This is a genomic window from Pseudosulfitobacter sp. SM2401 (assembly GCF_042932805.1).
Lineage (GTDB): Bacteria > Pseudomonadota > Alphaproteobacteria > Rhodobacterales > Rhodobacteraceae > Ascidiaceihabitans.
Map to the genome: position 1 here is coordinate 270290 of NZ_CP170633.1, position 18722 is coordinate 289011.

The following is an 18722-nucleotide window of genomic DNA, read 5'->3' on the forward strand; positions in this document are numbered from 1 at the left end:
ATGGGCGACGATATCAAGACCGCAGCCGAGGCCGAAGAGGCCGCAGCGATGCCACGCGTGCATGAGGTGCATGCCGATCCGTCCAAACCGAATGCGGCGAAAAATCCGGTCCCTAAAGGTGTCGCTAAAACGCCTGTGGCCAACAAAAGCCCGGCGCAGTGGGCCTATGAACGCCTGATTATCTACCTCAAGAATTTTGAAGAACAGCTAGACAACGAACACGAGGTCGCCATGGGGTTTACCGGTGGCGACGCCGGTGTGCTGCGGATCGAGGGCATGGGCTACTATGACCCTGATATCGTGACATTTTATGGCTCTGACCCGACCGGATCAAAGACCCAATTGGTGCAGCATGTCAGCCAGTTGAACGTGATGTTGCGCACGCTGCCAAAGGCAGTTGAGCAGGCAGAACCGAACCGGATCGGCTTTCGTTTGGCGCAAGATCTGGACGCGGCTGATGATGCGGCAAAAGACGGGGTCACGGACCAAACCTGATGCGCGACAATCACGCGGGGTGACAGGGCCACGGCTTTGATGTACTCAGCGCGAAATTCTAATGTGACCAAGGAGCGACACATGTCCGATCACAAACATGGCGAAATGGATATCAAAGTGCAGACGAGCACATTTGACGGGTTTATCAAATTTGCAACGTGGTCCTGCGTTGTGATTATCGGGATTCTGGTTTTCATGGCGATTTTCGCCAGATAATTTCCCAAAGTTTGGCGCTGGGGGGCGTTTGGTAATGCGTATTGTTGCACTGTTTGCGATTCTTTTGGCTTTGGCTGGATGTGCTGCGGCCCCGACGGGCACCCAAGCCACGGATGATCAGATCGCGGCGTCAGCCTACCGCGCGCCCGGTGCGGCCACGTTGACCTTGATCACGATGATCAACAACACGTCAGGCAGTGGCGCGCACACAGCGCTGATGATCAACGGATCGCAGCGGGTGATTTTTGACCCCGCTGGATCGTTCCGCAATGACCGTGTTCCGCGTCGTGCGGATGTTTTATACGGCATTTCGCCCGCAGTTTTGGCCGCCTACAAAGGCGCGCATTCACGGGCTGCCTTTCACATGGTTTTGCAAACGGTCGAAGTGACGCCGGCGCAGGCCGAGACAGCGTTGCGTTTGGCGATTGCACGCGGCTCTGTGGCCTCTGCCCAATGTGCCGCGTCAACGACGGCGTTACTTGCGCAGGTTCAGGGTTTTGAGTCGGTGAAAAGCACGTGGTTCCCCAAGAAATTGATGGAACAAATGGAGCAGTACCCTGGTGTAAAAACCGAGCGGTATTACGAGGATGACGACGGTACGATTTTGGACGGGATTGCCAAAGTCGCGTTGTGATCCAGTTGCGTTACCCGAAGAAATAGAGCCCGATACCCAGCGTACTTGCGCCCGTAAACAGGGCCAAGATCACGTTTTTCGTGGCTGCCCCAACGATCAATGTCATCAATGCTGCGGCCAGTCTGGACGGATCAGGCCCTGTGCCTGCGTCGTTTGAAAACGCGATAAGCGGCGCGATCATCGCGGGCAAAATCGCCACAGCAGTGTAGCGCAAGGACCGCACCAGCCACGCAGGCATGGGCCGATCCCCGACCAACCCAAGGAACGAAAACCGCAGGGCAAAGCTGCCGACGCCAAGCAGGATGATGACGGTCCAGAGGGTGGATTTATCAATCATGTTAAAGCCTTGCGGGTCAAATACGTCTCGCTGAGTGCCCCTGCGGCCATGCCTGCAGATCCTGCAATGATCAGGCCCAGCGAATACGGCACGTTGACTGCCAACAGTGCCACGATGATGGCCACCACCGCTGCGATCACATGGGGTAGGGTGCGCAAAAGTGGTGCGACCATCGACAGAAACGTGATGGGCAGCGCAAAATCAAGTGGCAGATTGCTGGGCAATTGCGTGCCAAGGGCCGCCCCCAAATATGAACATACAAACCACGTGATCATCACCAGCGTGCAGGTGCCAAAATAATAGGCGGCGCGGGCCGGCACGCTAAGCTCGGGTTCGGTTTCGAATTTGGCGTGCGACAACGCGTAGCTTTGATCGACCAACAGATAAGCCATGATCGCCCGTTTCCACAGGGGCGCTGCCCCCAGATACGGTGTGATCGCGGCCGAATACATCGCCACGCGCAGGTTCACCGCAAGCGCGGAAATCAACACAATCACCGTCGGCGCGTTTTCCTGCATTAGTTGCATTGCGGTGAATTGCGCGGCCCCTGCGATCACCACCAAAGAAAAGCTCATGACCTCGAACAGGTTCAATCCGGCTTCGATTGCCAGCACGCCAAACAGCACTGCAAATGGCCCTGCGACCAACATAAACGGTGCCCCGTCGCGAAAGCCTGCCCAGTAGGCGGATTTGGTGGTGGTGATGGCCATGGCGACCCCTTAGATTAGTCTCTAGGCTTAGCGGTGAAGCGGGGGGGATGCAAACGATGGCGATGGATAAACCGGACAGTTATTTGATTGCGCCTGATCCTGCGCGCACGGGTCTGACGCGTGTGGTTGTCGGAACTGATCACACAGGTGCCGAGACGCAAATTTCTGTGGTCGAAGAGCGCCCGTTAACCATCTTTTTGAACGCCCAAGAGATCGTGACCGCCATGACAATTGGCGACTACCCCGAATATCTGGCGCTTGGGTTCTTGCGCAACCAAGGGATGCTGGTGGACGCAGATGTGATCACTGGTGTTGATTTCGATGAAGAACTGGAAACCGTCGTTGTGCGCACAAAGGTGCAGACCAACCACGAGGAAAAGCTAAAGAAGAAAACGCGCACCAGTGGCTGTGCTGTCGGCACTGTTTTTGGCGACATGATGGAGGGGCTAGAGGGGCTGGTTTTGCCTGCGACCCCCGTGCGCACGTCATCTCTGTATGCTTTGGCCGCCAAAATCAACACGACGCCCAGCCTTTATCTTGAGGCGGGTGCGATCCACGGCACGGTGCTGTGCCAAGATGACCAGCCGCTGGTCTACATGGAGGACGTCGGGCGCCACAATGCGGTCGACAAGATTGCTGGTTGGATGCTGCAAACCGGCACGTCGGCTGAGGACAAGATCCTGTACACGACCGGGCGTTTGACCTCTGAAATGGTGATCAAGACTGCGATGATGGGGATACCTGTGTTGGCGTCGCGCTCTGGATTTACGGCGTGGGGCGTCGAAATCGCGCAGCAAGTCGGGTTAACTTTGATTGGCCGGATGCGTGGGCAACGGTTCATGTGTCTCAGCGGCCAAGAACGACTGATCTGGGATGCGGACCCTGCGAAAGTTAAGGATGAACCACGCAAATCCGGGCGCAAAGGCGGTAAGGGGTGAGTATGAAGCAACCTTTGGGCGTCATTCTGGCGGGTGGCCTCGCAACGCGTATGGGCGGTGGCGACAAGGGCGCTTTGCCGCTTGGGTCGGCGACGTTGCTGGACCATGTGATGGCACGGTTAAGCCCGCAGGTTGCCGGACTTGCGCTCAACGCAAACGGGGACGCAGATCGATTTGCGCGTTACGGTTTGCCGGTGATTGCAGATAGTATCGACGGGTTTGCAGGGCCTTTGGCGGGCGTGCTTGCGGGGCTCGATTGGGCGGCAGAACTAGGTGCTGACACGATCGTCACGGCCGCGGCTGACACGCCGTTTTTTCCGGATGATTTGGTGTCTGTTTTGCAAGCTGGCGCAACCGGTATGACCCATCCGCTTGCCTTGGCCGCAACGCCGCATCCTGATCGTAACAAAGTGCGCCACCCGACGTTTGGCCTATGGCCGGTGGCCTTGCGTGATGATCTGCGTGCGGCGTTAACGGGTGGTGTGCGCAAGGTCGTGCAATGGAGCGATCAACATCAGGGCCGCTTGGCGATGTTCCCTGACGAGGCTGCCTTTTTCAACGTAAACACGCCCGAAGATTTGGCAAAAGCGGAGACGATGTTGTGAGAGTATTCGGGATCGTCGGGTGGAAAAATGCGGGCAAAACCGGGCTGATGGAACGGCTCGTGACCGAGATCACATTGCGCGGATTCACAGTGTCGACCGTCAAACACGCGCATCACACGTTTGACGTGGATCACGAGGGCAAAGACAGCCATCGCCACCGTGTCGCAGGGGCCAGTGAGGTGCTGCTTGCGTCGCGTAACCGGTTCGCGTTAATGCACGAATTGCGGGGTGACGAAGAACCGACGCTGGAGCAGTTGTTAACCAAGTTGTCCCCCGTCGATCTGGTGTTGATCGAGGGCTACAAACGCGACAGTCACGCCAAAGTCGAAGCACACCGGGCCGAGACGGGGAACCCCCTGATCGCGCTAAATGATCACACAATCAAAGCAGTCGCATCAGACGTGCCGCTGGATTTGGATCGCCCGGTGTTTGATTTGAACGACACCGGTGCGGTTGCTGATTTCATTCTAAAACAGGTCGGGTTGTGAACGGCTTCGACACTTTTGTGATGCTCGACTGGTCGGGCGGAAATGACCGTGGGGCCAGCCCAAAGGCCGATGCGATTTGGGGCTGCGTAGCGCGCGCAGGCACCGCGTGCGAACCTGTGTATTTGCGCAATCGGCAGCTTGCCGAGGCTTGGATCAAGGATCTGTTGCAGGCTGAAATGGCGGCAGGACGGCGCGTGCTTGCAGGCTTTGATTTTCCATTCGGCTATCCCGATGGTTTTTGCGAAACCGTGACCGGACGCAGTGATCCACTGGCGTTGTGGGACTGGCTAGAGGCGCGGATCGAAGACGGGCCAAAGGCCAACAATCGCTTTGATATCGCAGCTGGATTGAACCGGCTGTTTGACGGAATCGGCCCGTTTTGGGGAAACGGACTAAAACGCGATATCGCCGATTTGCCGCGCAAAGGGTTGGCGCGACATGGCGATCATCCGGCTGAAAAACGCATGGCTGAGGATCAGGCAAAAGGTGCATTCACTTTGTGGCAATTGTCCGGTGCGGGATCGGTCGGATCACAGTCGCTGATGGGCTTGCCGGTGTTGTCGCGTCTGCGTCGAGAATTCGCGGGCGCTGTGTCTGTCTGGCCGTTTCAACCACTGGATACGCCAATCGCATTTGTCGAAATCTGGCCATCGCTGAGCGTAGGTGCTGCCCCCGACGGATGGATCAAGGATGCGTGGCAAGTGAGCGAAGTCGCGCGGCATTTGTCTGGGCTTGAGCCCGGGCAGTTGACCGCTTTGCTGGATGTGGACCCTAATGCCGAGGGCTGGATTTTGGGCTTGGGGCGCGAACATTTGCTGCGCGATGCGCCTTTGCCGCCGCCGCTTTCGAACGATTGTTTTGCATTGCCTGCAGGTGTGGAATGGACACCGGTTGAGGACGCCTTGGCGCTGCTGAAGGAGCGTTTGCAGGCTGTGACAGGCGTGGAAAACATCCGCGTTCGGGATGCGCTGGGTCGCGTCGTGGCGGGCGATGTGATGGCCGTTCGCGCGAACCCACCGTTGCCAAACACAGCGGTGGATGGATACGGATTTTCGGGTGGGCGGTCCAAGGGCGTGCATGTTTTGCCCCTTGAAACGGATCGCGCAGCAGCGGGCCTGCGCCTAAGTGGTGCTGTGCCGCAAGGGGCCGCAATACGGGTGCTGACGGGGGCCGCATTGCCGGACGGGGTCGACACCGTGGTCCTGCAAGAAGACGTCAGCGTCGCGCACGGACAGATCGCGTTTCACGGACCGGTCAAGGCGGGTGCGAACACGCGCAAGGCTGGCGAAGACGTCGAGGCCGGGCAAGTGATCTTGGTGGCCGGACGTCGCGTGACATCTGCGGATTTGGCCTTGCTTGCCGCGACTGGCGTTGCGGAACTGTCGGTGCGTTTGCCGTTGCGTGTTGCTGTGATTTCGACAGGGGACGAGCTGGTCGAGGCGGGTGATGCCGCCCTTGAGGGGCAGATTTTTGACGCCAATCGCCCGATGCTGTTGGCGATGATCGAGCGCTTTGGGCACATGCCCGTCGACATGGGCCGTGTGGTGGACGATCGCGCGGCCTTGGCGGCCAAGTTGGATGATGCGGCGGGCTGCGCCGATGTTATTTTGACCAGCGGTGGCGCATCGGCGGGCGATGAAGATCACGTGTCGGCCTTGCTGCGCGAGGCGGGTGCGATGGCGTTGTGGCGCATTGCGATCAAGCCGGGGCGCCCATTGGCGCTGGGCATGTGGCAGGGCACGCCGGTGTTCGGGTTGCCGGGAAATCCGGTTGCGGCGAATGTTTGCACGCTGGTTTTTGCACGTCCGGCCATGGCGCAATTGGCGGGGGCAGGTTGGTCAGATCCGCAGGGGTTCATGGTGCCAGCAGGGTTTGAGAAACGCAAAAAGGCGGGGCGGCGTGAATATTTGCGCGCACGCGTCAGGGACGGCTTGGTCGAGGTGTTTGCCTCCGAAGGATCGGGGCGGATTTCGGGGCTAAGCTGGGCCGAAGGGCTGGTTGAATTGCCGGATGGCGCGCTGGACGTGGGGCGAGGTGACCTTGTGCGTTACATTCCGTTCGGGGGTTTTGAATGATTGCCCCCTTCGGGGAGAGTATTTTGATCAAGACAAACCGGAGCGGCGCGCGTCGTTTTTGAGCAAGAGATGGGTCCAACTAGGACTTGCGAGCGGGGCACCGCCTGTCTAGGCAGTTTGGATGAGCATAGAATCTTACAACCCCGCCGTAAAAACAGTCGTTAACAGCTGGAATGAATGGGACCCGTTGCGCCACGTGATCGTGGGCCGTGCCGATGATTGTCACATTCCGCCAGAAGAGCCCGCGCTTGATGCCAAAGTCCCTGAGGACAGTGACATGCGTGGCCAGTGGGGGCGGCGTCCGCAAGAGACGATTGATCGCGCCAACGAGCTGCTGGACAACTTTGCCGACATGCTGGCCGAACGCGGTGTGCGTGTGGATCGCCCGACCAGTATTGACCATTCCTTGCCTGCGCAAACCCCTGATTTCAAAACTGAAAGCCAGTTTGGATGCATGCCACCGCGCGACGTCTTGTTGACGGTTGGATCAGAGATTCTGGAAGCGACGATGTCGTATCGCTGTCGCTGGTTTGAGTACCTGAACTATCGCCCGCTGCTGCAAGAATACTTCAATGACGATCCCAAATTTCGCCATGAGGCCGCGCCCAAACCGCGTCTGACGGATGCGGATTATCACCCAGATTATCTGAGCGAAAAGATCGGCGATGCGCAGCGTCTGAAATGGGCCGAAGAGAAATTCTTTGTCACCACCGAAGAAGAGCCGTTGTTTGATGCGGCTGACGTTCTGCGGTTTGGTCGCGATTTGGTGGTGCAGCACGGGTTTACGACGAACCAAAAGGGTGTCGAATGGCTGCGTCGCCATTTCCCTGATCACCGCGTTCACACGGTTAATTTTCCAGGCGATCCGTACCCGATTCACATTGATGCGACGTTCACACCGCTGCGCCCCGGTTTGATTTTGAACAACCCGCAGCGCCGTTTGCCCGAAGAACAACGCAAGATGTTTAACGACAATGGTTGGGAAATTGTCGATGCGGCGCAGCCCTCGCATAACTCGCCGCCGCCGCTGTGTTATTCGTCAACGTGGCTTAGCATGAACGTGCTGGTTTTGGATCCGAAAACTGTCTGTGTCGAAAAATCCGAAGTCTATCAGGCCGAGCAAATGGACAAGCTGGGCATGAACGTGATCGAGGTCGAATTGCGCGATGCCTATGCCTTTGGTGGCGGATTGCATTGCTGCACGGCGGACGTGTACCGCGAAGGTGATTGCGAAGACTATTTTCCGAACATGTAGCCCTATTGGGCGGCTCTGATCCAGGCCGCCCAAATCTTTTCACTAAAATTGTGAATATTATCTCGACCTAAAGTGTTTCCTTGATAGCTGTCGACTTACCGGCAGGCCAATTCACTTTAGGGAGGGCAAGAATGCTCAGAACATTTACACGAATTCTGGCGACTGCGGTTATCGCTGTTAGCGGCCATATGGCGTTGGCGGACGGGCACACGACGGGTACTTGGACGTTGAACGCCGACAGCTCTAAGCTGGCGTTTGGCTCGGTCAAAAAGGACACCGTTGGCGAGGTCCATAGCTTTGAGCAGATCAGCGGCACGGTGGGTGCGGATGGCACAACGGTTGTCGAAATCGATCTGACATCGGTGCAAACCAACATCGACATTCGCAACGAACGCTTTGGCGAGCACGTGTTCAAGGGTGCTACAACGGCGATCCTGAATACGATGATCGACATGAATGAGATGGCTGCGATGGCTGTTGGTGACAGCGAAGTCATTGATGTCGAAGCCGTTTTGTCGTTCCTCGGGGCGGACGTCGAAATCGAAGCGGAGCTGTTTGTGGCGCGCCTGTCCGAGACATCGGTGATGGTCACGACCAACGACATGATCTTTGTCGAGACCGAAGATTTGGGCATCTCTGCCGGTGTGGACAAGCTGATGGAATTGGCGAAATTGCCGGGCATCACGCGGACGACGCCGGTGACATTGCGCCTGATTTTCAACATGGATGAACAGAAAGTTGAGGCAGCACCCGCTGCCCCAGCCCCTATCGCAGTTGCATTGGCGGGTGATGCGGATGCCGGCAAGAAAGTGTTCAAGAAATGCAAAGCCTGCCACAGCATCAAAGACGGCAAGCACGGCGTTGGCCCCTCTCTTTACAAGGTCGTCGGAACCGCTGCCGGAGCGATTGAAGACTACAAATATTCAACCAAAATGGCGCAATCCGGCTTGGTCTGGGACGCAGAAACACTCAGCGCATTTTTGGCAAAACCGCGCTCTGTCGTGAAAGGCACCAAGATGGCGTTTGCCGGTTTGAAAAAGGCGGACGACATTGAAAACGTGATCGCCTACATCGCGGCAAAATCCGAATAGGCAGACCATTTTTTTACCCCGTTTTTGTTGCCTTTGCCTGCCCGCCCTCTACCTTTAATCCAACTTAAAGGGAGAGAAGATATGCGCAGTGCGTTTACCATTGGATTTTTGGCGTTGATTGGTCCCGCCGTTGCCTCGGCCGGGGCGGCGACGTGCGGCGTCGATTTGCAAGTGCGGTTCATCGAGGGCGCGCCGGTTGACCGGTTCGTGATCTCGAACGGATCGGATCAAACCTATCCGCTGAGTGAAGTCGCATTTGATTTGTCAGCCTCGGCAGGACGGTTGATTTTTGACACGCAAAACGGCGGTGCAGGGGTCGAGGTCTTCCAACCGTTCCAAAGCAGTATTGCGGATATTAATGTGCGCGATGGTGCGACGGGCCTGCGCATACCGATGGACGGATTGGCCGCAGGGACCGAGGTGTCATTCACCATCGATGTGGACGACCAATTGACCGCATCAGAGCTAGGCCAAATTCGCGTTTCAGGGTCTGAAATGTCCGGAGCGCAAGTGGTGTTTGCAATGAACGGTCAGCCATTTTTGGCGACGTTCAATGCCCAAAACATCGCACGGATCACGCCAAAATGTGACGATAACGCTTAGGCGATTTAGTCGAAAGTGCCTGCAACGCGGCCCAGCAACATAAATGCGCGGGCCGTACGGGTGTCTGACATCGACGATATTTGCTCGTCGCTGGCGCGCTCTTCGAAGTCTGAGAACATCTTGTCGAATTTGCGCAAAAAGTGATGCGCTGCGTCGCGAAAGATCGGATCTTGTTTCATGCGTCCCGACGTCAGCGCCAGCGACGAGCGATCGCGAATGCCGCCCAAAGCAGCCACGGTGCGACCGCGTTCCCCGGCTGCGAATTGACGCCAAACTTCGGGGCGGGCGCGGTCGGGACGCAAATCATCCATGTAAATCCCGTCTTGGCTGAGCAAGGTCAGCACGTCTTGCGCGGCTTGAACCAACTGGGCGGCACTGCGATCTTTCAGAGCGCGACGCAGGGCGGCAAAGCCAGCCTCGTCCTCAGCGGTTTCAGGGAAATTCAACGCACGAATAAAGTCCGGGATCGGCAAAGGCGGCGCTAGGTCTTCGGCTGTGGTGCCAAGCGCGAGGGCCGGTTGATCATCGACAGGGGCCGCCGCCAATGGCGCTGGCGCACGCTGCGGTTCAGTCGCATCGCGGCGGGTCGAAAACGTCGCAAGCGTTGTTTCGGTTTTGCGCGCGGCCGCGGCAATTTCATCGAGCTTGCGCGCAACAGAAGGTTCATTTGCCAGATCGCGGCCTTGGGATTGCGCAATGTAGGCTTGGCGAATGGCATCAATAGCCGCTTGTAAACGTTGGCTTTCTTCGCGCATGACACGGGATGCACGTGCGGCGGTCGCGGCAACCCAGATCATTGCGACCGGCATGAAAATAGCCAGCATCGTCATCAAGAATCGCAAGCCACCGCTGCCATTTTCTGGCACGTTCGGCTCACTTGGCAAAGTCAGGAAAAAGATCGCAGCGCCAATCAACCAGATGGCGCTCAGCACAATCGCGATGATTTCGATACCCGAAATACCGTCCGGTTTGGGACGATCATAAATACCCAGCGGCGTTGGCCGGGATTTGGGCGGGTTCGATTTGGTCGGCTGGTCAGCCATAATTTCTATCCCGTCAGGCGAAAACGATTGCGAGAACTTCGTAGGATTTGACACCACCGGGCGTGCGTACTTCGACGCTGTCACCGATCTCTTTGCCGATCAGGGCGCGGGCGATGGGGGATTTGATGTTGAGCAAACCGGCCTCGATGTTGGCCTCGTATTCGCCAACGATCTGGTAGGTTTTTTCTTCGTCGGTGTCTTCATCCACCAGGGTCACCTTGGCCCCGAATTTTATCGAGCCGGATAATTTGGCCGGATCAATGACGTCAGCCAGTGAAATCACGCCTTCCAGTTCTTTGACGCGGCCCTCGATGAAGGACTGCTTTTCCTTGGCAGAATGGTATTCCGCATTTTCGGAAAGATCGCCATGTTCACGCGCCTCGGCGATGGCACGAATGATGATGGGGCGCTCGACGGTTTTCAGATGCTTAAGCTCTGTTTCCAAATCGACAAACCCTTGGCGGGTCATTGGGATCTTTTCCATGGGCAACTGGTCCAACTGTGAAAGGCGGCCACGAAGGGCCGCCGGTAGAAGTTAAAGACTAAGTGACCCAAAGGGGCAGGGGATTGCAAGTGTTCTTGCAATTGATGCAGCGTGCAGTCGCCTAATCGTACTGAACGATTTCATATTCGATGCCGTCGTGATCATGAAAATAAAACCGCTGGCCGGGTTCATAATCATAGTGCTCACCGGGCGTAAAACCCGCTTTGGTCACGCGGTCGCGCAAATCTTGAATGTCATCCACAACAACCGCGATGTGATTTAACCCCCCGACGGTTTCATAACTGTCCTCGCTGGGCGGGTTTGCTTTGCCATGCGTGTAGAGCGCGAGGTAATGCGTGTCGGTGCCAACATGCACGGACTTCCCCTTAGTACGACTGTCGCCGCGCCAACGAATGTGCCAGCCAAACAGCTCCATCATCCAGGCGGCAGTCGCGTCGATATCCGAGACAGTGTAATTCGTGTGTTCCAATTGTGCAGGCATTTCCGGTTCCTTTCAGGTGAGTTCATGTCTATCGTAATTTCTAAACCTAACTTTAGGTCAAGGTATTTCTTGAAAGAGCTGAAAATGGCAAAAGACGGCATGACAATCGGGGCGTTGGCAGATCGCACAGGGCTGGCCGTCTCGGCCATTCGCTACTACGAGGCACAAGGGTTGATCGCGCCGTGGCGAAACGCGGGCGGGCAGCGACGGTTTGAACGCGCAGATCTTCGACGGCTTAGCTTTGTTATGATCGCACAGCAGTTCGGGTTTACTCTGCCGCAGATCAAAGCCGAATTGGATCTGCTGCCCGGTGGACGGACCCCGACCAAAGCTGACTGGGCGAGAATTAGTAGCGGTTTTCGCGCCTCTTTGGATCAACGTATCGATGCCCTAACGCGCTTGCGTGACAATCTGGATGGCTGCATTGGCTGCGGATGCCTGAGCTTGCCCAGCTGTGCGCTATACAACGCTGCAGACAAAGCTGGGCAAAACGGGGCGGGTCCGCGGTATTTGATGGGGGATCGCCCCTGATCAACAAAACGGGTGTGCGACACGCACACCTTACCCGCAGGTTTGGCCTGTCTTGATCAAAAATACTCAAAAAAAACGCTGAAACTAGCACCACGCTATCAGTGTCTTGTGCAAAAGTGGCCAAAGCTGTCGCGAACGGCACATCCTCCGACGAAACTCTGGTGTTGCGTCATGTTATGCAGGCTTTACGCTGTGTCTTGATTGCATCCGCGCGATGGGTGGTTTAGCCAAGCGCGAAAGAATGTTGCGTCCTGTCACGAGTGACGGGTGGATTTGCTAAGGGAGCGCCAAAATGGCCGAAATTGAACGCGAAACAATGGAATATGATGTGGTCATCGTCGGTGCAGGTCCTGCGGGTCTGTCTGCGGCGATCCGTCTGAAACAGCTTGATCCGGACTGCAACGTTGTGGTGCTGGAAAAGGGGTCCGAAGTCGGCGCGCACATCTTGTCAGGCGCGGTACTTGACCCTTGCGGTTTGGACGCGTTGATCCCTGATTGGAAAGCCAAAGGCGCGCCCTTGAACACGCCGGTCGTCGAGGATAATTTCTACATGTTGGGCGAAGCGGGCCAGATCCGCATCCCCAATTTCCCGATGCCGCCGCTGATGAACAACCACCACAACTACATCGTGTCGATGGGCAACGTCTGCCGCTGGATGGCCGAACAAGCCGAAGAAATGGGCGTCGAAATCTTCCCCGGCATGTCGTGTTCCGAGCTGGTGTACGGTGACAACGGCGAAGTCAAAGGTGTCGTTGCGGGCGTATTCGGCCTAGAGGCCGATGGCACAATCGGCGAAAATACCGAGCCCGGCATGGAACTGCACGGCAAATACGTGTTCTTGTCCGAAGGCGTGCGCGGATCGCTGTCTAAAGAAGTCATCGCCAAGTACAATTTGTCTGACGGTCACGAGCCACAAAAATTCGGCCTTGGCATGAAAGAAATCTGGGAAATTGATCCGGCCAAGCACAAAGAGGGCACCGTAACCCACACGATGGGTTGGCCTTTGGGCAGCAACGCAGGCGGCGGTTCATTCGTTTATCACCTTGAGAACAATCAGGTTTACGTCGGTTTCGTGGTGCACTTGAACTACAAAAACCCGCACCTGTTCCCGTACATGGAATTCCAGCGTTTCAAGCATCACCCGATGATGAAAGAGCTGCTCGAGGGCGGCAAACGTGTGGCGTATGGCGCGCGCGCAATTTCCGAGGGCGGCTATCAGTCGATGCCGAAAATGGTCGCGCCCGGCGTGGCGCTGTTGGGCTGTTCCGTTGGCATGGTCAATGTGCCGCGCATCAAAGGCAACCACAACGCGATGCTGTCCGGCAAAGCCGCCGCCGAGGCCGCGATGGCTGCGATCAAAGCAGATCGCTCTGGCGATGAGCTGACGTCATACGAGACCGAGGTGCGCACCGGCGCTATTGGCAAAGACCTGAAAAAAGTGCGTAACGTCAAACCATTATGGTCCAAATATGGCCTCACGGCGTCCTTGGCTGTGGGCGGATTTGACATGTGGTGCAACACCCTAGGCTTTTCGCTGCTGGGCACGCTGAAGCACGGCAAGAACGACGCGGATGCCACCGAAGAAGCATCAAAACACAAGCCAATCGACTACCCGAAACCCGATGGAAAACTGTCGTTTGATCGCCTGACCAACGTCGCGTTTTCGTTTACCAACCACGAAGAATCCCAGCCTGCGCACTTGCATTTGTTGGACCCTAGCGTGCCCGTTGGTGTGAACCTTGAAAAATACGCAGGCCCGTCAGCGCGGTACTGCCCCGCTGGCGTGTACGAATTTGTCGAGGAAGCGGGCAAAGACACCAAATTTGTCATCAACTTTCAAAACTGCGTGCACTGCAAGACTTGCGACATCAAAGACCCGAGCCAGAATATCAACTGGACCACGCCTCAAGGCGGGGACGGGCCGAACTATCCAAATATGTAGGCTTGGGTCAGCAAGAATTCGAAAGGCGGGCTTCGGTCCGCCTTTTTTGTGGGGCCGCACGCAGATGTGTGCCGATGCAACGTCCCTCAGCCATTGCACCTTTTGATGCACGTGCTAGCTTTGGTCTCAAGCAATATATGAGGCATGCACAGTGATCCGATTTTTGATGTCTGCGGCGTTGGCGGCAGTGGTCTCCACCGCAGCAATCGCCCCAAAGGCAAACGCGCAATCCACCGCAGGGCCGTATTTGGCAGGGCGTCAGGCGATTGTGCAAAGCGATTACGCGGCCGCGTCACGGTATTACGTACAAGCCTTGGCACGTGACACAAACAACGCAGAATTAATGGAAGGCGCGACCTTGTCGTTCCTGTCATTAGGCGACATCAGCCGTGCAGCACCGATTGCCGCGCGGATCGAAGCTGCGGGATTGCGCAGTCAGACAGCACACATGGTGTCGATCGCGGAACTGCTGATCGCAGAGGATTACGACGGCTATCTTGCGCGTGACGCAGATACCATGGGCATCGGCCCGCTGGTGGATACGCTGATCGCCGCATGGGCCACATTGGGCCAAGGCAACGCTGACGCGGCGTTTGCCCAATTTGATGCGGTGTCTACAGAGGCGGGAATGTCCGGCTTTGCGATGTATCACAAGGCGATGGCCTATGGGCTGGTTGGCGATTTCGAAAACGCCGAAGCGCTCTATGCGGATTACGGCGCAGGCGCGATGAACCGCACCCGCCGGGGCATTGTCGCGCGCGCCGAAGGATTGTCGCAACTTGGGCGCAATGACGATGCGCTACAAAGCCTGCGTTTGGCCTTTGGTGAGGCGACGGACCCGGAATTGAGCATTCTGATCGAGGCCCTCGAGGCCGGAGAGACGGTGCCGTTCACCCACATTACGTCAGCCCGTGATGGTGCCGCTGAGGTGTTCTTTTCGCTCGCCAGTGCGCTGCGCGGCGAAGCATCACCAGACTATACGCTACTGTATGGTCGGATGGCCCACGCGCTGCGCCCTGATCATGTGGACGCCTTGCTGCTGAACGCAGAATTACTAGAGGAATTGGGTCAATACGACCTCGCGATTGCCGCTTACAAAGCGGTCCCGAGTAAACATACGGCGTCGCATGCCGCCGAGCTGGGGCGTGCAGCGGCCTTGCGCCGGTCTGACAAAGTTGACGCAGCGATTGAGGTGCTTGAACAGCTTTCGCGCCGGTTTCCCGACATGGCAGCGGTGCAGTCAACCTTGGGTGATGTGCTGCGCCAAAAAGAAGACTACGAAGACGCGGTTGCCGCCTATGATCGTGCCATCGATCTGATCCCTGAGGGTGGACGTGGCGCGTGGTTTACGCATTACGCCCGCGCCATCGCGCACGAACGTTTGGACAATTGGGAACTGGCCGAGGCCGATTTTCGCAAAGCGCTGGAATTGAACCCCGGACAGCCCCAAGTCTTGAACTATTTGGGCTATTCGATGGTCGAACAGCAGGTCAATCTGGACGAAGCCCTCGAGATGATCGAACAAGCGGTCGCGGCGGAACCGGCCAGTGGTTACATCGTGGATTCGCTGGGTTGGGTTTTGTACCGTTTGGGCCGCTACGAAGAAGCCGTTGGCCACATGGAACGCGCGGTTGAACTGGAACCCGTAGATCCGGTTGTGAACGATCACTTGGGTGACGTGTATTGGGCCGTAGGTCGCGCCCGCGAGGCGGAATTTCAATGGAAACGTGCCCTGTCATTTGTCGACCCCACGGACACCGACAGCGAGGCAGAACCGGACCGGATGCGCCGCAAACTAGAGGTCGGATTGGACGCCGTTCTTGAGATGGAAGGCGCGCCACCCCTTAAGGTTGCCAATGACGATTGAGGCCTTTGCGCCTGCGAAAATCAATCTGACCCTGCATGTGACGGGTCAGCGGCACGATGGGTATCACCTACTGGATTCACTGGTCGTATTTGCGAATGTCGGGGATCGTATCTGGATCGAACCAGCTGATGAGATGTCGTTGGAAATCACCGGCCCCTTTGCGCAGGGTGTTCCTGCAGATGCCAGAAATCTGGTCTGGAAAGCGGCCGTGTTGGCAGGGCACACAGCGCATATTCGATTAGAGAAAAACTTGCCTCACGGGGCAGGAATCGGCGGCGGATCATCTGATGCCGGCGCGCTACTGGCGGCACTTGGGTGCGCTGACACAGGTGTGTCCTTGGGGGCTGATGTGCCGGTTTGTCGGTTGGGCCAAGCGGCGCAGATGTCGGGTATTGGTGACATGGTTGAACCGTTTTTAGGAATGCCGTCGCTGTTTGCTGTGTTGGTTAATTCAGGCGTGCATGTGCCCACCCCGCAAGTGTTTAAGACGCTGAAAAACAAAGATAATCCGGCGATGACAGGCGAATTTTCAACGCATGATACGGCCGCCGCTTTGATCGACTGGGTGTCAGATCAGCGCAACGATCTTGAGGCCGCAGCGATCGCCTGCGCCCCTGAAATAGCAGGCGTTCTCGAGGTGTTAAGGGGGCAGCCAAATCAAAAGTTGGTCCGCATGTCTGGATCCGGTGCGACGTGTTTTGCACTGTTTGAAACAGCCGCTGACGCGCAAACTGCCGCAGCCGCAATCCGCCTTCAGAACCCCGATTGGTGGGTTGTGGACTGCGCGCTTAGTTGATCCGTTCAACCACGTAATCTGCTAAATCAATCAGCATCTTTTTGACCGGATGATCGGGCAACGTTGCCAACGCTGACGTGCTTTTCGCCGCCCATTCCAGCGCTTGGTCGCGGGTTTCGCTGAGCGTGTTGTGTTTGTGAAGCAGCGCCAAGGCGTGATCCAGATCGCCGTCTTCTTGCACGCCTTTTTCGATGGTGCGCTGCCAAAAGGCGCGCTCTTCGGCGTCGGCTTTGGCCACGGCTTTGATCACCGGCAAGGTCAGTTTGCGTTCGCGGAAATCGTCGCCGATATTTTTGCCTGTGGCCGCAGATTGGCCCTGATAATCCAGCAAATCATCGACGATTTGAAAGGCGATGCCGAGCGCGTCGCCGTAGTCAAACAACGCCTGCACAATCGCATCGTCAGCACCGGAAATGACGCCGCCCACTTCGGTCGCAGCCGAAAACAACGCCGCCGTTTTTCCACGTACAATTTGCAAATAGGTGCCTTCGCCAGTTGCCAGATCCCGGGCTGCGGTCAGCTGCAAAACTTCGCCCTCAGCAATCGTGGCAGAGGCATTGGCAAGGATGTCGAGCACCCGCAAAGACCCGGTTTCAACCATCAACTGAAACGAGCGTGAGAACAGATAATCACCGACCAAAACCGACGATTGATTGTCCCACAACAGGTTGGCCGTTGGGCGACCACGTCGTTGCGCGCTTTCGTCAACCACGTCGTCATGCAACAGGGTCGCTGTGTGAATGAATTCGACCGTCGCTGCCAAATGGATGTGAAACGGACCGCCGTAGCCACACATGCGGGCGGCCGCCAAAGTCAGCATTGGGCGCAAACGTTTGCCACCTGCACCGACCAAATGCGCGGTCACTTCAGGGATGCGAGGCGCGTGTTCTGATGCCATGCGCGCCGCAATCAAATCGTTCACGGCAACCATGTCATCGGCCAGAAACGCGGCCAGTTGGTCATGCGGTTTTTGCGTCGCATCAGAAGGGGAAGGCATGCTGGTCATCAAATATCCTGTGGATCAAATATAGGCCGTCTCGACTGTCGGACCAGTAGGCCTTACACCCGTAAATTATGAAAGAACTTTTACGCAGCACCGACCCGACGATCATTGCCTTTGCCCAAGCTCTTTTGTCTGGCGAGGATATAGAATGTTTTCAATTGGACGTAAATATGAGCGTGCTTGAAGGGGGCATCGGAATTTTCCCGCGCCGATTGATGGTGCGCGAAGATGATCACGACGCTGCGGTGATTGTGATGCACGACAATGAAATCCCGCTCGGCACAAAATGACGGACGAAGACCTGTCATATGATGCGTTTTTGGGCGGAAAACTGCATTTATGGCAGCCAGCGCAAGGGTATCGCGCGGGCGTCGATCCGGTTTTTCTGGCGGCATCTGTGAACGCAATCCCGGGACAGTCGGTGTTGGATCTGGGCTGCGGTGTTGGAACTGCGGCTTTATGTCTTGGGGCGCGGGTGCCGGATTTGTTACTGCAAGGGGTCGAGCGACAAGCGTTTTATGCGGATTTGGCAGGTCGCAACGGGCTGGAAACCGAATGTGCTGACCTTTTGGCGATGCCGCTCGATTTGCGCCAACGCCAGTTCGATCACGTCATTGCCAACCCGCCATATTTTGATCGCGCGGCCAGTGTGTCCGCCACCGATGAGGGCCGCGAAGAAGCAATAGGGCAAGACACGGCGTTGCGTGATTGGGTGCGCACAGCGGCAAAGCGTTTAAAGCCAAAGGGTTACGCGCATTTCATTCACCGCGTTGAACGGTTGCCCGAACTGATGGCGGCGGCAAACGAAGTTCTTGGCAGCATCCATGTTTTGCCGCTGGTGCCACGTGTCGGGCGAAGCGCCGAGCTGGTGATTTTGCGGGCACGCAAAGAAGGACGCGCTGCATTTAAATTATTTTCACCGCTGATTCTGCACAGCGGCGAACGCCACGTGACAGATCGCGAAAGCTATACTCCTGATATCAAAGCAGTTCTACGCGACGGTGCCGCGCTTAGGTTTTAATCTTTTGGTAAGAACTTTTATGCCTACATTGCAGGTGCGGCGTGACAGATGATGAAATCCATGATTCACTTGGTCACGCACACTAT

Annotated in this window: 22 protein-coding genes; 16 read left to right on the forward strand and 6 right to left on the reverse strand. The window is 56.8% G+C overall.

What is annotated here, in order from left to right; genetic code table 11:
- The 3 genes from ACFIO0_RS01365 (at position 1) to ACFIO0_RS01375 (ending at position 1345) form a co-directional block, all read left to right on the forward strand.
- Positions 1 to 495, forward strand: a complete 495-nt coding sequence (locus ACFIO0_RS01365; protein WP_390912873.1) for a DUF6173 family protein — start codon at positions 1 to 3, stop codon at positions 493 to 495.
- Positions 496 to 576: 81 nt separating this feature from the next.
- Positions 577 to 711, forward strand: coding sequence for an aa3-type cytochrome c oxidase subunit IV (locus ACFIO0_RS01370; RefSeq protein WP_390912874.1), 135 nt, complete (start codon positions 577 to 579; stop codon positions 709 to 711).
- A 34-nt stretch (positions 712 to 745) separates the two neighbouring features.
- Entirely contained in the window at positions 746 to 1345 is a 600-nt protein-coding gene (locus ACFIO0_RS01375) for a hypothetical protein (RefSeq protein ID WP_390912876.1), read from the forward strand.
- A 10-nt stretch (positions 1346 to 1355) separates the two neighbouring features.
- On the opposite strand, the gene ACFIO0_RS01380 is transcribed toward ACFIO0_RS01375, so the two are convergent.
- Positions 1356 to 1682, reverse strand: coding sequence for an AzlD domain-containing protein (locus ACFIO0_RS01380; RefSeq protein ID WP_390912878.1), 327 nt, complete (start codon positions 1680 to 1682; stop codon positions 1356 to 1358).
- Positions 1679 to 2392 (reverse strand): AzlC family ABC transporter permease, encoded by a 714-nt coding sequence (locus ACFIO0_RS01385; protein WP_390912880.1) that lies wholly within the window; start codon positions 2390 to 2392, stop codon positions 1679 to 1681. The genes ACFIO0_RS01380 and ACFIO0_RS01385 overlap by 4 nt, the downstream gene beginning before the upstream one ends.
- Before the next feature lie 56 nt (positions 2393 to 2448).
- On the opposite strand from ACFIO0_RS01385, the gene fdhD reads away from it, so the two are divergent.
- The 7 genes from fdhD (at position 2449) to ACFIO0_RS01420 (ending at position 9447) form a co-directional block, all read left to right on the forward strand.
- Positions 2449 to 3330, forward strand: a complete 882-nt coding sequence (gene fdhD / locus ACFIO0_RS01390; protein ID WP_390912882.1) for a formate dehydrogenase accessory sulfurtransferase FdhD — start codon at positions 2449 to 2451, stop codon at positions 3328 to 3330.
- A 2-nt stretch (positions 3331 to 3332) separates the two neighbouring features.
- Positions 3333 to 3935, forward strand: a complete 603-nt coding sequence (gene mobA, locus ACFIO0_RS01395) for a molybdenum cofactor guanylyltransferase MobA (RefSeq protein ID WP_390912884.1) — start codon at positions 3333 to 3335, stop codon at positions 3933 to 3935.
- On the forward strand, positions 3932 to 4423 hold the full coding sequence (gene mobB / locus ACFIO0_RS01400) for a molybdopterin-guanine dinucleotide biosynthesis protein B (protein ID WP_390912886.1): 492 nt from the start codon (positions 3932 to 3934) through the stop codon (positions 4421 to 4423). Before mobA ends, mobB begins: the two co-directional genes overlap by 4 nt.
- Positions 4420 to 6498 (forward strand): gephyrin-like molybdotransferase Glp, encoded by a 2079-nt coding sequence (gene glp / locus ACFIO0_RS01405; protein WP_390912888.1) that lies wholly within the window; start codon positions 4420 to 4422, stop codon positions 6496 to 6498. Before mobB ends, glp begins: the two co-directional genes overlap by 4 nt.
- A gap of 121 nt (positions 6499 to 6619) precedes the next feature.
- A complete protein-coding gene (locus ACFIO0_RS01410; protein ID WP_390912890.1) occupies positions 6620 to 7753 on the forward strand; it encodes a serine/threonine protein kinase in 1134 nt (377 codons plus the stop codon).
- Positions 7754 to 7884: 131 nt separating this feature from the next.
- Positions 7885 to 8844 carry a c-type cytochrome gene (locus tag ACFIO0_RS01415; RefSeq protein ID WP_390912892.1) on the forward strand — a complete coding sequence of 320 codons (960 nt, stop codon included), beginning with the start codon at positions 7885 to 7887 and terminating at the stop codon, positions 8842 to 8844.
- An 81-nt stretch (positions 8845 to 8925) separates the two neighbouring features.
- The gene (locus ACFIO0_RS01420; protein ID WP_390912894.1) at positions 8926 to 9447 is read left to right on the forward strand and encodes a hypothetical protein; all 522 of its coding nucleotides are present in this window, start codon (positions 8926 to 8928) and stop codon (positions 9445 to 9447) included.
- Positions 9448 to 9452: 5 nt separating this feature from the next.
- Here ACFIO0_RS01420 and ACFIO0_RS01425 read toward each other — a convergent pair whose 3' ends face one another.
- The 3 genes from ACFIO0_RS01425 to ACFIO0_RS01435 all read right to left on the reverse strand — a co-directional run bounded on the left by ACFIO0_RS01425 (position 9453) and on the right by ACFIO0_RS01435 (position 11476).
- Positions 9453 to 10490, reverse strand: a complete 1038-nt coding sequence (locus tag ACFIO0_RS01425; protein WP_390912896.1) for a hypothetical protein — start codon at positions 10488 to 10490, stop codon at positions 9453 to 9455.
- 13 nt (positions 10491 to 10503) lie between these two features.
- Positions 10504 to 10974, reverse strand: coding sequence for a transcription elongation factor GreA (greA, locus tag ACFIO0_RS01430; protein ID WP_390912898.1), 471 nt, complete (start codon positions 10972 to 10974; stop codon positions 10504 to 10506).
- A gap of 121 nt (positions 10975 to 11095) precedes the next feature.
- A complete protein-coding gene (locus tag ACFIO0_RS01435; RefSeq protein WP_390912900.1) occupies positions 11096 to 11476 on the reverse strand; it encodes a VOC family protein in 381 nt (126 codons plus the stop codon).
- An 84-nt stretch (positions 11477 to 11560) separates the two neighbouring features.
- Here ACFIO0_RS01435 and soxR point away from each other — a divergent pair, with 84 nt between their 5' ends.
- The 4 genes from soxR (at position 11561) to ACFIO0_RS01455 (ending at position 16612) form a co-directional block, all read left to right on the forward strand.
- Entirely contained in the window at positions 11561 to 12007 is a 447-nt protein-coding gene (gene soxR / locus ACFIO0_RS01440) for a redox-sensitive transcriptional activator SoxR (protein WP_390912902.1), read from the forward strand.
- 292 nt (positions 12008 to 12299) lie between these two features.
- Positions 12300 to 13949 carry a 4Fe-4S dicluster domain-containing protein gene (locus tag ACFIO0_RS01445; protein ID WP_390912904.1) on the forward strand — a complete coding sequence of 550 codons (1650 nt, stop codon included), beginning with the start codon at positions 12300 to 12302 and terminating at the stop codon, positions 13947 to 13949.
- Between the two features lie 166 nt (positions 13950 to 14115).
- Positions 14116 to 15816, forward strand: a complete 1701-nt coding sequence (locus ACFIO0_RS01450) for a tetratricopeptide repeat protein (RefSeq protein WP_390915268.1) — start codon at positions 14116 to 14118, stop codon at positions 15814 to 15816.
- Positions 15806 to 16612, forward strand: coding sequence for a 4-(cytidine 5'-diphospho)-2-C-methyl-D-erythritol kinase (locus ACFIO0_RS01455; protein ID WP_390912906.1), 807 nt, complete (start codon positions 15806 to 15808; stop codon positions 16610 to 16612). The genes ACFIO0_RS01450 and ACFIO0_RS01455 overlap by 11 nt, the downstream gene beginning before the upstream one ends.
- On the opposite strand, the gene ACFIO0_RS01460 is transcribed toward ACFIO0_RS01455, so the two are convergent.
- The gene (locus tag ACFIO0_RS01460) at positions 16605 to 17609 is read right to left on the reverse strand and encodes a polyprenyl synthetase family protein (protein WP_390915269.1); all 1005 of its coding nucleotides are present in this window, start codon (positions 17607 to 17609) and stop codon (positions 16605 to 16607) included. The genes ACFIO0_RS01455 and ACFIO0_RS01460 overlap by 8 nt on opposite strands.
- Before the next feature lie 77 nt (positions 17610 to 17686).
- Between ACFIO0_RS01460 and ACFIO0_RS01465 the strand changes: the two genes are divergently transcribed.
- Both ACFIO0_RS01465 and ACFIO0_RS01470 read left to right on the forward strand, forming a co-directional pair.
- Positions 17687 to 17905: a putative signal transducing protein gene (locus tag ACFIO0_RS01465; protein ID WP_390912908.1), complete on the forward strand. Its 219-nt coding sequence runs from the start codon at positions 17687 to 17689 to the stop codon at positions 17903 to 17905.
- A complete protein-coding gene (locus ACFIO0_RS01470; protein WP_390912910.1) occupies positions 17902 to 18636 on the forward strand; it encodes a methyltransferase in 735 nt (244 codons plus the stop codon). The genes ACFIO0_RS01465 and ACFIO0_RS01470 overlap by 4 nt, the downstream gene beginning before the upstream one ends.
- The last annotated feature ends 86 nt before the right edge of the window (positions 18637 to 18722 follow it).